The following is a 19,274-nucleotide window of genomic DNA, read 5'->3' on the forward strand; positions in this document are numbered from 1 at the left end:
TCTGTGACGCCCCGACGGGGCCGTACGCATGCTCTCCAACGGGCGGGCCGGCCGCCGGCGCCACGGTCACGCCATGAGGTCGTCGGGTTGGTCCTGCTGCGCCTCGTCGGGGACTTCATTGACGTTCTTGGCGTGCACGGGATGACGCCGGGACAGCGCGTACATCCCGCCGACCGCGACCAGCGCGGCCCCCGCCGCCAGCACGAGACCGCCGGTGCCGTGCCCCGCCAGCCAGGCCGAACTGCCACCGACCGCGGCGGCGGCCGGGAGCGTGAGCACCCAGGACACCGCGATCCGGCCGGCGATCCCCCACCGGATCTCGGCCAGCTTCCGGCCGAGGCCCGCGCCGAGGATCCCGCCCGCACAGACCTGCGTGGTCGACAGCGGGAACCCCATGTGCGAGGACGTCAGGATGACGGTGGTGGCCGTGGTCTCCGCGGTGAACCCCTGGGGCGACTGGATGTCGGTCAGCCCCCTGCCCATGGTCCTGATGATCCGCCATCCGCCCGCATACGTACCCAGCGAGATCGCCAGCCCCGCGCTGAGGATCACCCACCACGGCGGTTCCGCGCCCTGGCCCAGCACACCGGCGGAGATCAGGGCCAGCGTGATCACGCCCATGGTCTTCTGGGCGTCGTTCGTCCCGTGGGCCAGCGCGACCAGGGAGGCGGAACCGATCTGCCCTGTCCGGTACGCACGGTTGACGGGCCCGCGCGGCGCATGACGGGTGATCACGTAGGCGAGGTACGTCGCCAGCAGGGCCGCCGCACACGCCACGGCCGGCGAGATCACGGCGGGGAGCACGATCTTCTCCACCACCTGCCCGAACCGGACCGCGCTGGTGCCCGCCGCGACCCAGACCGCCCCGATCAGCCCGCCGAACAGCGCGTGCGACGAGCTCGACGGCAGGCCCGCGAGCCAGGTGAGCATGTTCCACAGGATCGCCCCGAGCAGCCCGGCGAAGATCATCGTGAGGCTGACCTTGTTGTCGTTCACGATCCCGCCGGAGATCGTCTTGGCGACCGTCGTGGACAGGAATGCGCCCGCCAGATTGAGGACCCCCGCGATCAGCACGGCGGCCCGTGGAGCCAGGGCCCCGGTGGCGATGGAGGTGGCCATCGAGTTGGCCGTGTCGTGGAACCCGTTGGTGAAGTCGAAGGCGAGTGCCGTGACGATCACCGCAACGAGCAGGAGCGAGACGTCGCCCACCGAGACCTCCAGTCCAGAAACGCACATTCCGGACACGTGACGTTACAGTAAGTAACGGACTGGGCCTGCCGAGCCTCGCCGTGCGGCGGCAGCCGACCACTGCACCGGCCGTCCCGCCCCCTGCCCACGGGCCGGGGCGCACACAAGCCGATGGGCCCGGCCGGTTGCCCGGCCGAACCCATCGGCTTGTGTGCGTCAGTTCAGATCACGCAGCGGGATCAGTGACCGCCCTCGTCGACGACGGCGACCTCCTCGATGTTCTGCTCGATCTCCGCACCCGACACCGCGGTGCTGCGGGCCCAGAAGTAGATCACCACGGCGAACGCCGTGACGAGCGCCATGTCCCACCACATCGGGATGTGGCTCTGGCCGCCGAAGCCGCCCTGCCAGGAGATCAGGCCCATGCCGATCAGGTACACCGGAAGCCACTGCGCGGCCTTCCAGTCCAGGCGCGGGGCGTTCGGCAGCTGCTTCTTCGTCGCGTACCAGGCATAGCTGCCGAGCAGCACATACCCGATGATGATCGCCCAGCCGAGCCGCTGGAGGGTCTCCCAGCCGGCCCAGTAGATGATCAGGCTCGCGACGACGAAGGACAGCGGCGAGATCACCTTGCCGCCGGGCAGCCGGTACGGACGCTCGTGGTTCGGCAGCCGGTCACGGAACACCCCGAAGGCCAGCGGGGCGCCGGCGTACATCAGCACGCTCGCCGAGGTGATGAAGGAGACCAGCTCCTGCCAGCTGGGGAAGGGCAGGAAGCAGATCACGCCGGTCACGAACGAGATGATCAGGCCGAACCACGGCACGCCGCGGCCGTTGGTCTTCTCGAAGAGCCGGGGCGCATAGCCGTTCTTGCTCAGGCCGTAGGAGATACGCGAGGTCGAGGTGGCGTAGATCAGGCCGGTGCCACCGGGAGAGATGATCGCGTCCGCGTACAGGACCCAGCCCAGCCAGCCCAGACCGATGACGGTGGCCAGACCGGCCCACGGGCCGCTGATGCCGGCGTAGTCCAGCTTGGCCCAGCCGTGCATGAAGGAGGCCACCGGCAGTGCACCGATGTAGACCACCTGGAGCGCGACGTAGATGACCGCGCCGATCAGGACCGACCCGATCGTGGCGCGCGGCAGGTCGCGCTTGGGGTTGCGGCTCTCGCCCGCGAGCTGGATGGCCTGCTCGAAGCCGAGCAGCGCGAAGATGATGCCGCTGGTGCTGATGGCGCTGAGCACGCCCTTGGCGCCGAACGGTGCGAAGCCGTGCGACGTGAAGTTGTGCGGGTGGAAGTTGGTGGCCGCGATCACGAAGATCGCCCCGAGCGGGACGGCGATCTTCCACCAGGTCGCCGCGCTGTTGGTGTGCGCCAGCACCTTCACACCGAGGAAGTTCACCGCGACGAAGATCGCCATCAGGAAGACGGCGACGATGAAGCCGCTCGTGGTGAGAGTCCCGTTCGCGTGCAGGAAGCCCTGGGCCCAGGACCAGTGACCGGCGTAACCGATCATGGCCTCGACCTCGATCGGAGCCACCGTTGCCGCTTGGAGCCAGGAGAACCAGCCGAACGACATGCCGGCCAGGCCGCCGAAGGCGTAGTGCGGGTAGCGCGCCGTACCGCCGGCCACCGGGAAGAGGCCGCCGAGCTCGGCGTGCACCAGTGCCAGCAGGACGATCGCGACCGCGCCGATACACCAGGAGATCAGCGCCGCCGGGCCCGCGACCACTACGGCCTTCTGTGCTCCGTACAGCCAACCGGACCCGATGATGGAACCGACGGAGGCCCACATCAGACCGATGAGTCCTACATCCCGGCGAAGAGAGCCGGATGCACGTGGCTTGACGGGAGCGATCTCGTCAACGCTTGCCATAAGAGGCCTTTCAAGACAGGACTGGCTCAAAATTTGCCTCAGATTAGGGAGCATTCAGAGCCCTGCAAAGAGCCATTGGCTGAATAGTTATATTCCGTGACCTTCCTTTAGAAAGTCATTACCTAACTCTCGACTCGTTACTGTGGACATTCGGCGGAAGATAGGCAGGGAAGGGTTCTACGGGTGGCCGAGGTAGCACTCAGCAACAATCCGGTCACTCATCCGTATGTCGCCGCTGCGTCCACTTGAGGAAATCTTGAGGTTTCTCGGCGGGGCATTGTCATGACCGGAGAAAGCCCTGCTCCCGCGGCCGGTATTTCCGCAATGGATCTTCGCCGCGCCACGCCCCTCACCCCGCGGCAGTGCGTGGACCGGGCGAGTCAGGGCGCTCCCCACCTCGGCATACCGGGTGGTCAGGCGGCGGCCGGCCCGCCCGAGCGCCGGGCTCACAGCCTCCGGGCCCACTCCGTGAACCCGCTCCCCCGCGGCCGCCGCGTCACCCCTCGGGGCAAATAGGAGGATGAGGAGCGCAATAGGGGGGAAGGACACCGAAGAAGCGGCGACTTTGACCGGACGACACCCGTGGCGAGCACTCCCGACCGGATCTGAAATTTTCCGCACCTACCGACTCCCTGGAGCCCAAAGAAGGTTTCGGAGTTCTGATCGAAGAAGCCGACATACTCTTCGACGGCGGGCGGATAAACGATGTATGGGCCATCAAGACGCTCCTTGCGCAAACGGCTCGCCCTCAACATCCGCCGGGGAGATGGGGAGTTCCGGACCACCTACGGCACCCGCCCGGGACCCCGACCGGCGCACGGTCGGGCGTCCGGGCGGCCATGAGGCCGCAGGGGGCACAACTGGGCACCCACGTACGTCACTTGACGGACGCGCCCGCCACGGACCCCAGAGGCGTATCAACTCGGCCGGGCCCCGGGTTCGTTACGCATTACGTGAACCCCTGTTCGATATCCGGGCACGGGGTCCGCGGCACCATCCTGGCGCCCGGCAGGGGCGGCCGTGGTGGCGAAAATGAGCCTCGCACAGCCATGCGATATCCCGGCGTGGTGTTGTCAGGTGCAGGAGTACGCAAGGTACACATGGAGCATGGCCCGAATCTCCGGCCGCTTCCCGTGGCTAACCTCGGAGCGCAGGTTCACCGGTCGGCACCCGGACGACGACGGTCGGCGTGAGCGACGTGGCGGCTCGCCGACGGCATCGGCGGGCCGCCTGCCCGCGTGGGCGAGTCCCCGCAGCGTCGCCGGTCAGATGTTCCTCCTCCAGGTCCTGATCGTGCTGCTGCTCATCGTGGCGTCGGTGACCGCGTTGCTGCTCCAGTCCCGCAGCGACAGGTTCCAGGGGGCACGGGACCGTTCGGTCGCCGCGGCCGAGGCCTTCGCCCACAGCCCGGGTCTGGTGGCCGCGCTGCGCGGCCCCGACCCGTCCGCGGTGCTCCAGCCGCTGACCGAGGCGGCCCGCAAGCGGGCCGGCGTCGACTTCATCGTCGTCATGAACCGCGCCGGGATCCGCTATACGCATCCCAAGCCGGAGCTGATCGGCAAGCACTTCATCGGCACCATCGGGCCCTCGCTCGCCGGCCGCGTCACCATCGAGAGCGTCGTCGGCCCGCTCGGCCACGAAGTACAGGCGGTCGTCCCCGTGCGGGACGCCCGGGGCACGGTGGTGGGCCTGGTGTCGGCCGGGATGCGGGTCAGCCGGGTGAGCAGCGCGGTCGACCGGCAACTGCCGGTCGTACTCGGCGCCGGAGCCGCCGCACTCGCGCTGACCACGGCCGGCACGGCGCTGGTGACCCGCCGGCTGCGGCGCCAGACCCACGGGCTGGGCCCCGTGGAGATGACCCGGATGTACGAGCACCACGACGCGGTGTTGCACGCGGTGCGCGAGGGCGTGCTCATCGTCGACGCGGACGGGCGCGTGCTGCTGGCGAACGACGAGGCGCGCCGGCTGCTCGGTCTGTCCCCCGACGTGGAAGGGCACCGCGTCACCGACCTCGGGCTCGCGCCCCGCACCGCCGAACTCCTGGTCTCCGGGCGCGTGGTCACCGACGAGGTGCTCCAGGTCGGAGACCTGCTGCTGGCGGTGAACATCCGGCTCACGGATCCCCGCGGTGGACCGTCCGGCACGGTGGCCACGCTGCGGGACTCCACCGAGCTGCTCGCCCTCGCGGGAAAGGCGGAGGTCGCCCAGAGCCGGCTGCGGCTGCTGTACGAGGCGACCGTCGCCATCGGCACCACGCTCGATGTGCGGCAGACCGCCGAGGAACTGACCCGGGTCGCGGCCGACAGGTTCGCCGACTACGCCACGGTCGACCTCGCCGAGCCCGTCCTGGCCGGCGAGGAGCCGCCGGCGGGCGCGTACAGCGAGGCGCCGGAGCTGCGCCGGGTGGCACTGTCCGGTCTCCCCGAGGACCATCCCCTCTACCGGGTGGGCGAGCTCCACCGGTACACCGTGCCCAATCCGATGGCCACCGGGTTCATCACCGGCCGGTCCGTGCTCGTCCCCGATCTGCGGGACGCCGAAGAGTGGCGCGCCCAGGAACCGGAGCGCTTCGAACGGGCTCTGGAGCACGGCTGCCGGTCCCTCATCACCGTTCCGCTGCGGGCCCGCGGTGTGCTCATGGGAGTCGCCAACTTCTGGCGTTCCCGCGACAGCACCCCCTTCGAGGAGGGTGATCTGTCCCTGGCCGACGAGATGGCGGCGCGGGCCGCCGTGTGCATCGACAACGCGCGCCGCTTCACCCGCGAGCACGCCATGGCCGTCACCCTGCAGGAGAGCCTGCTCCCCCGCGGCCTGCCCGAGCAGGACGCCCTCGACCTGGCCCACCGCTATCTGCCCGCGCAGACCGGGGTGGGCGGCGACTGGTTCGATGTCATCCCGCTGCCGGGCGCCCGGGTCGCCCTGGTCGTCGGTGATGTGGTCGGTCACGGGCTGCATGCCGCCGCCACCATGGGCCGGCTGCGTACCGCGGTGCAGAATTTCTCCAGCCTCGACCTGCCGCCCGACGAGCTCCTCAGCCACCTGGACGAGTTGGTCCACCGCATCGACCACGAGGTGACCGGGGCGGACGACGAGGCCACGGTCGCGGGCGCCACCTGTCTGTACGCGATCTACGATCCGGCCGCCGGCCGCTGCACGATGGCCCGCGCCGGCCACCTCCCGCCGGCGCTCGTCCACCCCGACGGCACCGTGGAGTACCCGGATCTCCCCGCGGGGCCGCCGCTCGGCGTCGGCAGCCTCCCCTTCGAGGCGCTGGATCTGCACCTGCCCGAGGGCAGCAGCCTCGTCCTCTACACCGACGGCCTGGTGGAGGGCCGCAACCACGACATCGACACCGGCATGCAGAACCTCGCCACGACACTGGCGCAGCGCGGCCGGACCCCGGACGAGATCTGCGAAGCCGTACTGAGCGCGCTGCCCCCGGCCCGGCAGCGCGATGACATCGCCCTGCTCGCGGCGCGTACCCATCTGCTGGACCCCGACCGCATCGCGGAGTGGGAGGTACCGTCCGACCCCGCGGCGGTGGCCGAGGCACGCGCGAACATCACACGGCAGCTGGCGCAGTGGGATCTGGACGAGATGGCGTTCGCCACCGAGCTCATTCTCAGCGAGCTCATCACCAACGCCATCCTCTACGCCACCGGTCCGCTGCGGGTACGGCTCCTCCACGACCGCACCCTGATCTGCGAGGTCTCCGACACCAGCAGCACCTCCCCGCACCTGCGCTATGCGGCCGAGGAGGACGAGGGCGGCCGCGGGCTCTTCCTCGTCGCGCAGCTGGCCGAGCGATGGGGCACCCGGTACACCCCCGACGGCAAGATCATCTGGGCCGAACAGATCCTGCACTGAGCGGCGGCAGGCGGCCGCGCCGAGCGGTGGCGGACGGCCGCGTCATCCGGGGACGTACGCGAAGCCGCCCACCCCGCTCCTCCTCTCACCGCGCCTTGTCCTTGACGTCCACCGGCCGGTCGTCGTTCAGCTCGCCGAAGAGCTTGTGCGCCTGTGCCTTGTCCCAGAGCACGGCGCTGCCCTTACGGGTGTGGAAGCCCAGGCTGGCCACCGGAACGTTGATCTGCCTGCCGTGGCCGCCCGTGACGCCCTGGACCGCCCGGAACATCTTCGCGAGGTCCACCAGGCCCGTGTCCCGGTCGACGATGAGCGTGTCCAGCCCGGCGTCCAGCGCGCCGTAGAGCGAGAACGGGTTGAGCACGGTGCCCGGCCTGCCCGCCCGGTGGGCGAGCGCGGACAGGAACTTCCGCTGGTTCTTGCTGCGCCCCAGGTCGCCCTGGGCCTCCTGGTGGCGCTGGCGGACGAAGGCCAGCGCCGCCCTGCCGTCGAGGGTGTGACAGCCCTTGGTGAAGTCGGCCCCGGACTTCTTGTCCTTCAGATCCCGGTCCAGGCAGATCGGGACGCCGCCGACCGCGTCGACGAGGTTCACGAAGCCCGCGAAGCCGACTTCCACGTAGTGGTGGATCGTCACGCCGGTGTTGCGCTCGATGGTGCGGACGAGCATCTTGGGGCCCCCGACGGCGAACGCCGCGTTCAGCTTGTTCTTGACCGGGCCGTAGTGCTTGCCGGTCATGGGGCTGGTGTAGCCCGGCACGGTCAGCCAGGAGTCACGTGGCAGGCTCACCATGGTGGTGCCGCCCGCGCCGGTGTGCAGCAGAATCATCGAGTCGGTGCGCCGGCCGCCGGCCGATCCGGTGTGCAGATCCCGCTTCTCCTGGTCGGTGAGGCCCTCGCGGCTGTCGGAGCCCACGATGAGGTAGTTGGTGCCCTTGCCGGCCTGCTGCCCCGGCCCGGGTGTACCGAGGTCGACCTCGGTGTTGAGCTTGGTGTCGGCCCAGGCGAGGGTGCCGGCCGGGACGGCCAGGAGCACCACGAGCACACCGATGACGACGCGCCGTACCGGCCTCCTGCGCCGGGAGCGATGCGACCGCCGCCCGGCACCGGCCCGTTCCTGTGGTGTACGGGTGTCTCCGCGGTCCGTACGGCCGCCTCCGCCGTCCGGACGGCCGTCGTCCTGCCACGACGAGGCCGGGCCCGGCGGGGTGGCGTACTCGTCCGCGAAGGGTTCTGCCGGGTGCGGATTCCGGGGCGGGTCCTCGCGCCACAGGGGGTCGGTCACGTCCACCACCTCCCCCGCCACGATGCGCCGGCCGTTCCAGGATCCGCCCGCTTCCCACACGTCCTCCAGATCGGCGTCCTGCGTCAGGTCCGGGCGGGCGCCCGCCCCGTACGACGGGTGCCCGTCCGGACCGTACGGGCCTCCTCCGAATACATCGCTGCCGGCCCAAGGGCCCCGCGAGTTGCTCATGTGTGCACTCTCCTCGGTCACTTCGACGACAGACTGCTCGGCTGCGGGTCGGGCTCCTTGAGCAAGTGCTGATTGGCGGTGCCGGCGCGCTGCATGCGATGCCACTTCAGCCGGGTGCCCAGCAGGGCGGTGACCACGGACTGGATGACGACGAGATACAGCAACTGCCGGTAGAAGAACAGCTGGAGCGGCAGGGCCCACAGCGACCGGAGCCGCTCGTGGTCCAGCCGCAGGGCGTAAGCGGCGGTGATCAGCTGGATGACCAGGAAGCCGAGCCAGACCCCGACCGCCTGCGCGGTGTCGCCGAAGCACAGGCCATACAGGGCGAAGACATCGACGACCGGCGCGAAGAGCGGCAACACGATCTGGAACAGGGCGAGATAGGCGAGCCCCCGGCGGCCGAAGCGTCCGGCCGGGCCGACTTCCACCACGGCGTGGCGGTGCTTCCACATGGACTGCAGGGTGCCGTAGCACCAGCGATAGCGCTGCCGCCACAACTGGCTCAGGCTGCTGGGCACTTCGGTCCAGGCGATGGCCGACTCCTCGTAGACCACCCGCCGGCCCATCCGCCACAGGGCCATCGTGAGATCGGTGTCCTCGGCGAGGGTGTCGTCGCTGATACCGCCGATGGCCAGCAGCGCGTCCCGCCGGAAGGCACCGATGGCGCCGGGGACCGTGGGCATGCACTCCAGCACCTCGAACATGCGCCGGTCCAGGTTGAACCCGAGGACGTACTCCAGATGCTGCCATCTGCCCAGCAGCCGCCGCCTGTTGCCCACCTTGGTGTTTCCGCTGACCGCGCCGATCGTCGGGTCGGCGAGCGGCTGGATGAGGCGGTGCAGGGCCTCCGGCTCGAAGACCGTGTCCGCATCGATCATCACGATGATCTCGCAACGCGCGTAGCCCAGGCCCGTGCTGAGCGCCCCGGGCTTACCGGAGTTGGGCTGTTGCACCACGGTCACCCGCGGATCGGTGATACCGCGGGCGATCTCCACGGTCCGGTCCGTCGACCCGTCGTCGATGACGATGATCTGCAGGTCGCGGTGGGTGGAGGCGAGCAAAGAACGCACCGTGGCCTCGATGCCCGCCTCTTCGTTGAACGCGGGCACCAGCACCGTCACCGGGTCGTTCACCTCGCGCAGCCAGGGCGCACCGGAACGGTGCCGGCGCCGGCGCCGCACATGCACCCGGGCGAGGAGGGCGAGCAACACCAGCCGGAGCATGCCCAGTCCGCCCGCGATGCCCAGCGCCCAGGTCATGGAGCGGGCAAAGGTGTGCCCGACGGACTGCGTCCACATCAGTGCCTCGCCCTGTGCCCGCTCCGCCAAGGAGGCCGTCGAGGTCAGCGAGGGCCGTCCGAGTCCGCCCGTGACGGTGGTGAACTGTCCTACGTTCGGGTCGGCGAGCAGCTGCTTCGCCTCCTGGTATCCCAGGGCGGTGTGGCTGTACTGCCGCACCACCCCCAGTGGGGGCTTACGCGAGTGGGCGGTGGCGGCGACCACGACGTACCCCTGGTCGGTGGCGCGCCGTGCGGCCGGCCATTCGGCGCCGCACAGCGTGTCGGCGGTGGTGGTGTGCGGCAGGCGCAGCAGCCGGGTGTTGACGTCCGCGGCTCCCGCCAACGCGGTCTGGGTGAGGGCGAGTTCCCAGTGCGAGCGCAGGTGCGAGGCGCTGCCCAAGTCACCGCCGGTATAGGTGTACGAGCCGATCTCATGGCCCTCGTCGCGGATCCGCCGCACCAGTTCCGGATGGCGGGCCGCCTGATTGCCGTAGAGGAAGAAGGTCGCCCGCGCGTGCCGGGCCCGCAGCAGGTCGAGCAGGCGCGGGGTCCACACCGGGTCGGGCCCGCCGTCGAAGGTGAGCGCGGCGGTACGGAACGGCATCTGCGCGGTCTCGGCTCCCTTGCCCGTGACCCGCAGCACCGGGTCCCCGTTGTCCGCGGACCTCGGTATGGGGCTGGTGCAGGCGCGTCTGTGCCGGGCTCCGTCGACCTCATGGGTCGTCCAGCCCTCGAACAGCAGTGAAGCGGCGACGATGGGGAGGATCAGCAGCAGCAATAACCAGTGCCAGCGTGGGGGGCGGCGCAACGCATGCCGCCCCTGCCCTGACAACGCCACAATGGGCCCTTTCTGTCGAGCGGACGTGCCACATCTCAGGCGTGCGTCCGCGCAGGCAGCCATGGCGCCTGCGCGGACGAACACGCCTCAGGTCAGTGCCGGGGAGGCTTCACGCCCGAGGGCGGAAGCGCACCGGTCCGGCTGTGGTCACGGGGCAGGGGTGGTGCGGGAAGGGGCCCTGGAGGCGGGGTGACCGGCGGGAGCAGCCCGTCCGGAGGTGTCCGGAGTCGCCGAGGGACTGGGGCCGCGCGGCGCTCTGTGCGCCGGGCGCGACGTGTGGTCCGGGAGCGGATCGGCCTTTCCCGGCGCCGGCTTTGCGGCCGGCTGCAGGAGGCCGCCGAACACCACGGCGAGGAGGACGAGATATCCGGTGCACATGCACCCTACGGTCAACGCTGCATGCCCCAGGAAGCGTCTGCGCCGACCTGAGTTGTCGACAAATACGGGACGATTCCCTTGCTTACCGGGGCGACTGCTGTGGGGGGTAGCGGTTCGCATGGAGCGTGAGTGTAACCAGTTAACCGCGAATGAGAATAGGCAAGGTCAGCCAGCCTCTTCCGCCCTCCGATGACGGTGGCAAAGGCCGCCGGACGAGCCGGGACTCCAGCTCCCCCTTATGATCTCACTCGTCAACATACCTATTCACGCGCGTCGATGGTTCACAGCGAGCCGGATCGGTGCCCCCGCGGGGCCCGGCAACCGCACCCCGGCCAACTCATACTGTGAAGTAACTCACGCCGAGTGGCGATAGCGTGAAGTAATTGAACTGCTTACTGCGCGCCATGTTCGTTTTGCGCCTGACTGACCGGTAACGAGCCGCTTGTGCAGGCCGGTTCCGCATCGCCGCCCGGCCTCCCCCATGGGCGCCGCGGCCCCGCACCCGCCACCGCCCGGGCACCGCGCGCGACCCCCGGCACACCCCCGCATCAGGCGCTTTGGCATCGCCGCACTACGCCACCGGGAGCCCGGGCCCAGCAGCTGGAGCGGCGCCCAAGTCCCGTGATTCCGCCGAATGATGAGATACCGCGGAAATACCCGGAGATATCCTGGCCCGCCGCACCCCTGCGCCACCCTGCACCCCCACCGCCGAAAGCAAGCGAAAAGGCGTGAGACAGGCCGGCCATATCGCGCGCAATTATCCGTCCGTCGAAATTGCCATGCCCGTTTACGGTTGAGAACGGCCACGGATGGATACCCGGCCGCCATTCCCTTTGATGACCGCCACCGATCATGGCCGGAATGCTTGCACCGACAGCTCCTTCACCTTCTCCCGGATACCGCAATATCGGCAGCAGTGATCAACTGACTTCCTCCCGGCACCGCGACGAACCGGCATTGACGGGCTGTTACGGGAGGATTTCCTGACCATGGAGGCGAAGTCGTCGACCGGACGCTCTCGCACGGCTCCGCGCGCTCGCGCGCCGGGGCCGATCGCCCGCCTGACCTGCCCGCACGAGCAACCCGCCGGCGATCATGATGCCCTGTCAGGTCCGTAACACCGGGGTGCACCGGGCCTCGCGGCAGCGCAGCATGGTCCGCCCCGCCCCGTCAGCAGGCCAGGAGGGGACGTTGAGCAAGTCCCCGGGACCAGGGCACACTCGACGTCGCCGCCGTTTACCTGCCGTATCCCCCATGTTTCGTCCGATGTCATGGCCCGTTCACAAGAATGGACGCCTAAGCAGCCCGGGATGCCGCATGTGTGCCCGCCTTTCCCGCCTTCCGGCATCCGCACGCAGCCGTCCGCCGGAAGTCGCCGGCAACAGTGCGGCTCAGACTTCGAACGGCCTCCCGGCTGCTTCCACAGAACCAGGACGCCCCCACCATCCGACCCGCCGAAAGCCTCAATCCCGGCTCGCCACAATGCCGTTGGCGGGTGATCCGGTAGGCAGTTCCCGGCGGTGCGCCCGCATGGTGCCGGTCATCGGAGGATGCCCGCCGGAGAACCACGAATTACCTGTCACTCAGTGCCTCTAGCCCCCCGCCGCCGCGTCCCGCTCGGCGTACTTCTTCAGTGTCAGTAGTTGCTTGCGCATCATGACCAGATCCCCGCAGGCGAGGAGTCTTTGCTGGAGGCGCCGGATCAGCGGGCGTCGCGATTCGCTGACGACCTTCACCAGGAGCCGACAGCCGTCACCGTGCGGGATGACGACATAGCTGACGGCCATCTGCCCATACCTTCGTGCCGGTGCCTCGGGAAGCACCCCGGTGAGGTGCTTGTCCGTGGCGAAGTCCACGAGGTCGAAGACCAGGAAGCGCTGTCCGACGGCCAGGGGGGCCGGGTCCGGCGTGAGACGGTCGGGGCTCTTCCGGCCGCGGAAATCGATCCAGTCGTAGCTGTACGGCGCGATGGTCAGCTGGCGGACCCAGCGGAACACCGTGGCGCACGGCGCTGCCACGTCGACGGCCCGGGTCCAGCCTTCATAGGGGACCGTCAGAAGTCCGTCGCACGGATAGTGCGCCTCCCGCTCGGCGGCGGTCGCGCCCCAAACCCTCCCAGTGAAATCCATGTCAGGACAATACGCCGCGCGTTGGGAGGGGCGGAGTGCGGGCAGACCGCTGAGGAACCCGGACCTGGAGCGCTCGGATCCGCTTCTGGCCAGGAGTCGGCTGAGGCGCCCTCGCCGTGTCCCGGCCGCCAGGTTGACCAAGCACCGGGCAAAATTTAGGCAAGAGCGCGATAAAGGCTGGGCAAGGACCGACATGACGGCTGTTCTGCCGCGATCCACGCCGTGGGGTCATGCACTCTGAAGCTATCGGCGACAGCGTTCGACGGACGACGCGGGGCCCCAACAGCCGTTGCGGCGATGGAGGGCCGGTGCGGGGCGGTGCGGGCTCAACGGGGGTGGTACCACGGCGAATTCAAGCGGCTCGGTGACCGGTTGGGGCAGTAGGCTGTCTGAATCCGTTCGGTCCGTCGATCCGTTCCGGTCACCCCCGGGCCCGCTCGCGCTGACCGGCCTCCGGCCCCGCACGGAAGAAGGTGACACACATGGACCGCGCAGCGGCGACGTTCGTCGCGGAACAAGGCCGCCGGCCCATGGGTTGGGGTTGAGGGGGGGCGGCGCGCCGCTGGGAGGAGGAAGTCGGCGAGGGAAGCGGCGCCGGGACACTGTACGCCGCCGACTCGCCGAGGGGACAGGGAAGTTGAGCGTGCCGCGCCCGGTCGTCGTCGTATCGCAGTGCCGGCAGGTGCGCACCGGACTCGGGCAGCTGCCGTGCGAGCGCGCCGGCCGGCCCGTCGCTGTGCTCTTGGGTGAGCAGGGAGAGCCGACGTCCCAAGGGGCCGGAGGCCTGACCGCTCTGCTCGCCGACCAACAACATGTGCTCGGGTTAGAGAAGTTCTATGGATGAACGGGGGTTGCGGTGCTGGAGGAAACGCACTTAGAGCAGTGGGGCACCCGGAGGAACGGGAGCGTCGCGGGGTGGGACCCACAGGCCGGTGGGGGCGCGTCCGGGGAGCCGCCCGCACACCCCGCGGTGCGGGTGATGCTGGTGGCGGAGCAGTCGGTGACCCGGGCCGGGCTTCGTTCGATACTGGCTTCGGCACCGGAGTTGCGCGTGGTCAGCAGCTTCGGCGATCCGGAGCAGGCCGCGGACGCCTTCCGCGAGGAAGCGCCGGATGTCATCCTCGTCGGCACGCGTGAGGGGCTGGCCTCGGACGCGGCCGCCGCACACAAGCTGCTGTCGGTGCATGCCGCACCGGGAGCGAAGGCGATTCTGCTGCACCCCGCCGCCACGAGCATGGAGGTCTCCCAGGTGCTCACGGGCGGTGTGCACGGCTGTATCGATCCCGCGATGGACGAGGACCAGATCATCCGGGCCGTGACCACGGTCGCGCTGGGCGGGGCGGTGTTCCTGCCGGCGCCCACGGTCCAGCCGGTGGAGGTGACACTGGCGATCGACGGGCCCTCCCCCGCCGAGGCCCGTCTGACCGAGCGTGAACGCGCCGTACTGGGCAAGCTCGCCCGCGGACTGAGCAACTCCGAAATCGCCTCCGAACTGTTCCTGGCCGAGGCCACCGTGAAGAAGCATCTGACCCAGGCCATGCGGAAAATCTGCCAGCCCGACCGGCTGCGGGCCGGTCTGTACGCCTACCAACATGGCATCTTCGGATAGTTGAGCGGGGTATCCAACGGGCGACCATTGGAGTATCCCGGGGTGACCAACGACGAAGTGCAAGCCTCCGAAGGTGTGTTCTGCCGGATGCCGGCCAGCGGTTAATTTGGCTGCACTCTTTCGTACGGCTTGCTCGCCATTACCCGATGGGTGGCGAGCCATGTCTCGCCCTACCCAGCGGGGGTTTCGTTGAGTGACTTAAGCGTCAGCCATGTGGAATTCTATGTCGGGGACGCCCGGCAAGCCGCCTTTTACTACCGCACCGCATTCGGATTCGAGGCGATCGCCGAGGGCGGTCCGGAAACCGGTCTCACGGACCGCAGATCGATTCTGCTCGCCCAGGGGGACATCCGTCTCCTCATGACCTCCGACCTGACCTCCGACGGGACGGTCGCGCGGTACGTGGCCCGCCACGGGGACGGGGTGGCGAACATCGCGCTGCGGACCGGGGACGCCGAGGGCGCGTTCCGGCAGGCGGTCGGGCACGGTGCCGAGCCGGTGGCCGCGCCGTCCGTCGTGGAGCAGCCGGACGGCGCGGTCACCACGGCCGCGGTCATGGCGTTCGGCGACATCGTCCATTCCTTTGTGCAGTACACGCACGAGGGGCAGTTGCCCGGCCCGCATCTGCGTGCCCTGGAGACCACCGGGAAGGTGGAGAGCGGCGAGCAGCTGCATACTCTCGACCATTTCGCCGTCTGCCTTCCGGCCGGTGAACTCGCCCGCACCATTTCCTTCTACCAGCACGGACTGGGATTCACCGAGGCATTCGAGGAGTTCATCGAGGTCGGCGACCAGGCGATGGAATCCAAGGTGGTGCGCAGCGCTTCCGGCGCGATCACCTTCACCTTTCTCGAACCCGATGTGCGGCGTAAGCCCGGCCAGATCGACGCATTCCTCGATGCCCACGGCGGAGCCGGCGTCCAGCATCTGGCTTTCGGCACCTCGGACATTGCCACCGCGGTGAAGAAACTCTCGTCCGATGGCGTCGAGTTCCTGTACACCCCTGCCACGTATTACGAGGCGGTGGAAGGCCGGGTGGGTTCCCTCGGCGGCGATCTGGACGTCCTGCGGGAGCTGTCCGTGCTCGCCGACCGTGATGACTGGGGCCTGCTGTACCAGATCTTCACCCGCTCCCCGCACGCCCGGGGGACGTTCTTCCTCGAACTCATCGAGCGGCGCGGGGCGCAGACGTTCGGCAGCGGCAACATCAAGGGGCTGTACGAGGCGGTCGAGCGGGCCCAGGCCGGCGCCGGTGCTCGATGACCGGCGGCACGCCGGACCGGCCGCTGACGGTCGACGAGTACGCTCCGCTCGCGCAGGCCCAACTGCCCGCGGCGACCTGGCACTACGTCGAGGGCGGCGCCGGCACGGAGAGCACCGTTGCGGCCAACCGCGCCGCGTTCGGCCGGTTCCGGATCCGGCCCCGGGTACTGGTCGACGTCGCCCAGTGCGAGCTGTCGGCCACGGTCCTGGGCGACCCGGTCGGGGTACCGCTCGGCGTGGCCCCCATGGCGTACCACGAACTCGCCTGTGAAGAGGGCGAGTTGGCGACGGTACGGGCCGCCGGGAGCCTGTCGGCGCCCACCGTGGTCAGCATCTTCGCCAGCCGGACCTTCGAGGACATCGCCGCGGCGGCCGCCGGCCCGCTGTGGCTGCAGCTCTACTGGCTGCACCGGCGCGATGTCCTGCAGAAGGTGGTACGGCGTGCGGAGGCCGCCGGGTTCCGCGCGCTGGTGCTCACCGTGGACACCCCCCGGCTCGGCAGGCGGCTGCGCGAGGCGCGCCACGGCTTCCACCTGCCCCCGCACATCGCGGCCCGCAATCTGGACGGCGAGGTCACCGGATTTCTGCACGACCGGCGCGAGGGCAGCTCGGCCCTGTCCCGGCATGCCGACGCCTTCATCGACCCGTCGCTGAACTGGTCGGACCTCGACTGGCTGCGGTCGCAGACCCGGCTGCCGCTCGTCCTCAAGGGCGTGCTCACCGCCGAGGACGCGGCGCACGCCGCCGAACTCGGCGTCGACGGGCTGGTGGTGTCCAACCACGGCGGGCGCCAACTCGACGGCGCCACGGCCACCTTGGACGCCCTGCCGGAGGTGGTGCGGGCGGTCGGCGGCCGCTGTCCGGTGTTCCTCGACGGCGGCGTCCGGCACGGGACCGACGTACTCAAGGCGCTGGCCCTGGGCGCGCAGGCGGTCTTCGTCGGCCGTCCGGTGCTGTGGGGCCTGGCCGCCGACGGAGAGGCGGGTGCCCGCCAGGTGCTCAGCACGCTGCGGGACGAACTGGAGGACGCCATGGCGCTGTCCGGCTGTCCGTCCCTCAAGGACCTCGACCCGACGCTGCTGGCCCGCGGGCCGGCCACGGCAGCGCATGACGGATTCCACGGCCCGGCGGAAGGATGAACGATGACCACTGACGCATTCCAGCTCAGCCCCGACGACCGGAAGCTGCTGCCCTCCGACGAGGAGGTGGAGTTCTACCAGGAGCACGGCTGGTACCTGTCGCGCAAGCTGCTCACCGACGACGAGGTCGACACCCTGGTGGAGGCGAGCGAGCGGTTCTACGGCGGCCACCGCGACCGGACCCTTCCGGTCCGCCCGCCGCGGCTGGCGTACTGGGAACCGTCCCGGGGCGATGTCCACCGACACAACGACTACATCTTCTACGAGGACGACACCGTCCGCCGCATCCTGTCCAAGCCGGTCATCGCTGCGGTCGCCGCGCGGATCGCCCGGACCAGCCAGATACGGCTGTGGAACAGCACCCTCATCTACAAGCCCCCGCGCCCCGAGGACGAGGGCACCATCGTGCCCTGGCACTTCGACCGGCACTACTGGCAGACCTGCACCTCCGACGAGATGCTGACCGCCTTCATCCCCTTCCACGACTGTGACGAGGAGATGGGCACCATCACGATGGTCGACGGCAGCCACCGCTGGAAGGAGGTCGGCGGGAACGACGCGACCACCCGGCACTTCGCCGAGCGGGACCGGTCGGAGCTGGACGAGATGCTGGAGGAGAACGCCGCCTTCAACAACGAGACGGTGCGCAAGATCCCCGTCGTCATCCCGAAGGGGCACATCAGCTTCCACCACTGCCGTACGTACCACGGCAGCGGCGTCAACCGCAGCGACCGTCCCCGCCGGGCGGTCTCCTTCCACCTGCAGGACCGGACGAACCAGTACCGGCCGTTCCAGATCTCCACGGGCGAGAAGGTCGTCTACAACAACGACGTCCTGGTCCGGCAGACGCCCGACGGCCACCCCGACTACACGGACCCGGACTTCTGCCCGGTGCTCTGGCAGGAGCAGGCGTAATGCGGCGGCCCGGACCGGACACCGGGCTGCGGGCGGCCGATCTCCATTCGTCGCTCTCGGACCCGCTGCTCGACGTGATGAACTTCCTCAACGAGGTGACGCTGCGGTACCCCGACGCGGTCTCGTTCGGTCCGGGCCGTCCCTATGACGGGTTCTTCGAGGTGGACCGGATCAGCACTTACCTCGACACCTATACGCGGTACCTGGAAGAGGACCTCGGACGCACCCCCGAGGAGGTCCGCACCGCGCTCTTCCAGTACGGACGGACCAACGGCCAGATCCACGAGCTGGTCGCCCGGACGATCGCCCAGGACGAGGGGATCCACACCGATCCGTCGGGCATCGTGATCACCGTGGGCTGCCAGGAGGCGATGGTCCTGGTGCTCAGGGCACTGCTCGCCGACCCGGACGACGTACTGCTGGTCACCGACCCCGGTTACGTGGGGATCACGGGCGCGGCGCGGCTGCTGGGGGCCGAGACGGTGCCGGTCCCCGAGGACGGGGCCGGGCTGGACCTCGCCGCGCTGCGGACCACACTCGCCGCGGTGCGCGCCCGAGGGAAGCGGCCGCGCGCCCTCTATGTGATCCCGGACTTCTCGAACCCCTCCGGGACGTCGATGCCCACCCCTAAGCGGCACCAACTGCTCGACCTCGCCGCCGAAGAGGATCTGCTGCTGCTGGAGGACAACCCCTACGGGTTCTTCAGCCGCACCGGGGAGCGCCGGCCCACTCTGAAATCGCTCGACACCCGGCATCAGGTGATCTACTTCGGTTCCTTCGCCAAGACGTGCTTCCCGGGTGCGCGGGTCGGCTATGTCCTCGCCGACCAGCCGGTCACCGGCGACGACGGGAGGCGCACCCTCCTCGCGGACGAGCTGTCGAAGATCAAGAGCATGGTCACGGTCAACACCCCGGCGCTCGCCCAGGCCGTGATCGGCGGCATGCTCGTCGCCCATGACTGCCGGCTGCGGGACGCCAACAAGGACCTCATCGACTTCTACCGCGGGAACATGGAGGCGCTGCTGGGCGCGCTCGAGCGGCAGCTGCCCCAGGACCGGTGGCAGGTGCGCTGGAACGTGCCGGACGGCGGGTTCTTCCTCGTACTGACCCTGCCCTTCGCCGCCGACAACGCGTTCCTGGAGGAGGCGGCGCGCGACTACGGGGTGATCTGGACCCCGATGAGCTACTTCTATCTGGGCGACGGGGGCGAGCGTCAGATCCGGCTGTCGGCAAGCTATTTGACGCCGGACCAGATCGAGGAAGGGGTGCGGCGGCTCGCCTCGCACCTCACCCACCGGATGGGCCAGGGGTAGCCCGTGGCCCT

At 69.5% G+C, this 19,274-nt stretch carries 11 protein-coding genes; 6 read left to right on the forward strand and 5 right to left on the reverse strand.

Going from position 1 to position 19,274, the window contains the following annotated elements; all coding sequences use genetic code 11:
- Positions 1-66: 66 nt before the first annotated feature.
- Both BKA18_RS02640 and BKA18_RS02645 read right to left on the reverse strand, forming a co-directional pair.
- Positions 67-1,236: an inorganic phosphate transporter gene (locus tag BKA18_RS02640; protein ID WP_429638123.1), complete on the reverse strand. Its 1,170-nt coding sequence runs from the start codon at positions 1,234-1,236 to the stop codon at positions 67-69.
- A 191-nt stretch (positions 1,237-1,427) separates the two neighbouring features.
- On the reverse strand, positions 1,428-3,065 hold the full coding sequence (locus BKA18_RS02645) for an APC family permease (RefSeq protein ID WP_366045918.1): 1,638 nt from the start codon (positions 3,063-3,065) through the stop codon (positions 1,428-1,430).
- Positions 3,066-4,334: 1,269 nt separating this feature from the next.
- Between BKA18_RS02645 and BKA18_RS02650 the strand changes: the two genes are divergently transcribed.
- Positions 4,335-6,932, forward strand: a complete 2,598-nt coding sequence (locus tag BKA18_RS02650) for a SpoIIE family protein phosphatase (RefSeq protein WP_366045919.1) — start codon at positions 4,335-4,337, stop codon at positions 6,930-6,932.
- A gap of 85 nt (positions 6,933-7,017) precedes the next feature.
- Here BKA18_RS02650 and BKA18_RS02655 read toward each other — a convergent pair whose 3' ends face one another.
- The 3 genes from BKA18_RS02655 to BKA18_RS02665 all read right to left on the reverse strand — a co-directional run bounded on the left by BKA18_RS02655 (position 7,018) and on the right by BKA18_RS02665 (position 13,024).
- The gene (locus BKA18_RS02655) at positions 7,018-8,400 is read right to left on the reverse strand and encodes an LCP family protein (RefSeq protein WP_366045920.1); all 1,383 of its coding nucleotides are present in this window, start codon (positions 8,398-8,400) and stop codon (positions 7,018-7,020) included.
- Between the two features lie 17 nt (positions 8,401-8,417).
- Positions 8,418-10,517 (reverse strand): bifunctional polysaccharide deacetylase/glycosyltransferase family 2 protein, encoded by a 2,100-nt coding sequence (locus BKA18_RS02660; RefSeq protein ID WP_366045921.1) that lies wholly within the window; start codon positions 10,515-10,517, stop codon positions 8,418-8,420.
- 1,970 nt (positions 10,518-12,487) lie between these two features.
- Positions 12,488-13,024, reverse strand: coding sequence for a hypothetical protein (locus tag BKA18_RS02665; RefSeq protein ID WP_366045922.1), 537 nt, complete (start codon positions 13,022-13,024; stop codon positions 12,488-12,490).
- Positions 13,025-13,880: 856 nt separating this feature from the next.
- Between BKA18_RS02665 and BKA18_RS02670 the strand changes: the two genes are divergently transcribed.
- The 5 genes from BKA18_RS02670 (at position 13,881) to BKA18_RS02690 (ending at position 19,263) form a co-directional block, all read left to right on the forward strand.
- Positions 13,881-14,633, forward strand: a complete 753-nt coding sequence (locus BKA18_RS02670; RefSeq protein WP_366045923.1) for a response regulator transcription factor — start codon at positions 13,881-13,883, stop codon at positions 14,631-14,633.
- A 213-nt stretch (positions 14,634-14,846) separates the two neighbouring features.
- The gene (hppD, locus tag BKA18_RS02675; RefSeq protein WP_366045924.1) at positions 14,847-15,896 is read left to right on the forward strand and encodes a 4-hydroxyphenylpyruvate dioxygenase; all 1,050 of its coding nucleotides are present in this window, start codon (positions 14,847-14,849) and stop codon (positions 15,894-15,896) included.
- Positions 15,893-17,035 (forward strand): alpha-hydroxy acid oxidase, encoded by a 1,143-nt coding sequence (locus BKA18_RS02680; RefSeq protein ID WP_366045925.1) that lies wholly within the window; start codon positions 15,893-15,895, stop codon positions 17,033-17,035. The genes hppD and BKA18_RS02680 overlap by 4 nt, the downstream gene beginning before the upstream one ends.
- Before the next feature lie 3 nt (positions 17,036-17,038).
- Positions 17,039-17,950 carry a phytanoyl-CoA dioxygenase family protein gene (locus BKA18_RS02685; protein ID WP_366045926.1) on the forward strand — a complete coding sequence of 304 codons (912 nt, stop codon included), beginning with the start codon at positions 17,039-17,041 and terminating at the stop codon, positions 17,948-17,950.
- On the forward strand, positions 17,950-19,263 hold the full coding sequence (locus BKA18_RS02690) for an aminotransferase-like domain-containing protein (protein WP_366045927.1): 1,314 nt from the start codon (positions 17,950-17,952) through the stop codon (positions 19,261-19,263). The genes BKA18_RS02685 and BKA18_RS02690 overlap by 1 nt, the downstream gene beginning before the upstream one ends.
- The last annotated feature ends 11 nt before the right edge of the window (positions 19,264-19,274 follow it).

It is taken from the genome of Streptomyces auratus (genome assembly GCF_050433025.1).
GTDB classification, from domain to species: Bacteria; Actinomycetota; Actinomycetes; order Streptomycetales; family Streptomycetaceae; genus Streptomyces; species Streptomyces sioyaensis.

Excerpts from the sequence above, each read along its gene's own strand:
- BKA18_RS02690 (WP_366045927.1), top strand. The coding sequence starts at position 17,950 with ATGCGGCGGCCCGGACCGGACACCGGGCTGCGGGCGGCCGATCTCCAT.
- BKA18_RS02685 (WP_366045926.1), top strand. The coding sequence starts at position 17,039 with ATGACCACTGACGCATTCCAGCTCAGCCCCGACGACCGGAAGCTGCTG.
- BKA18_RS02665 (WP_366045922.1), bottom strand. The coding sequence starts at position 13,024 with ATGGATTTCACTGGGAGGGTTTGGGGCGCGACCGCCGCCGAGCGGGAG.
- BKA18_RS02640 (WP_429638123.1), bottom strand. The coding sequence starts at position 1,236 with ATGTGCGTTTCTGGACTGGAGGTCTCGGTGGGCGACGTCTCGCTCCTG.
- BKA18_RS02655 (WP_366045920.1), bottom strand. The coding sequence starts at position 8,400 with ATGAGCAACTCGCGGGGCCCTTGGGCCGGCAGCGATGTATTCGGAGGA.
- BKA18_RS02650 (WP_366045919.1), top strand. The coding sequence starts at position 4,335 with ATGTTCCTCCTCCAGGTCCTGATCGTGCTGCTGCTCATCGTGGCGTCG.
- BKA18_RS02645 (WP_366045918.1), bottom strand. The coding sequence starts at position 3,065 with ATGGCAAGCGTTGACGAGATCGCTCCCGTCAAGCCACGTGCATCCGGC.
- BKA18_RS02680 (WP_366045925.1), top strand. The coding sequence starts at position 15,893 with ATGACCGGCGGCACGCCGGACCGGCCGCTGACGGTCGACGAGTACGCT.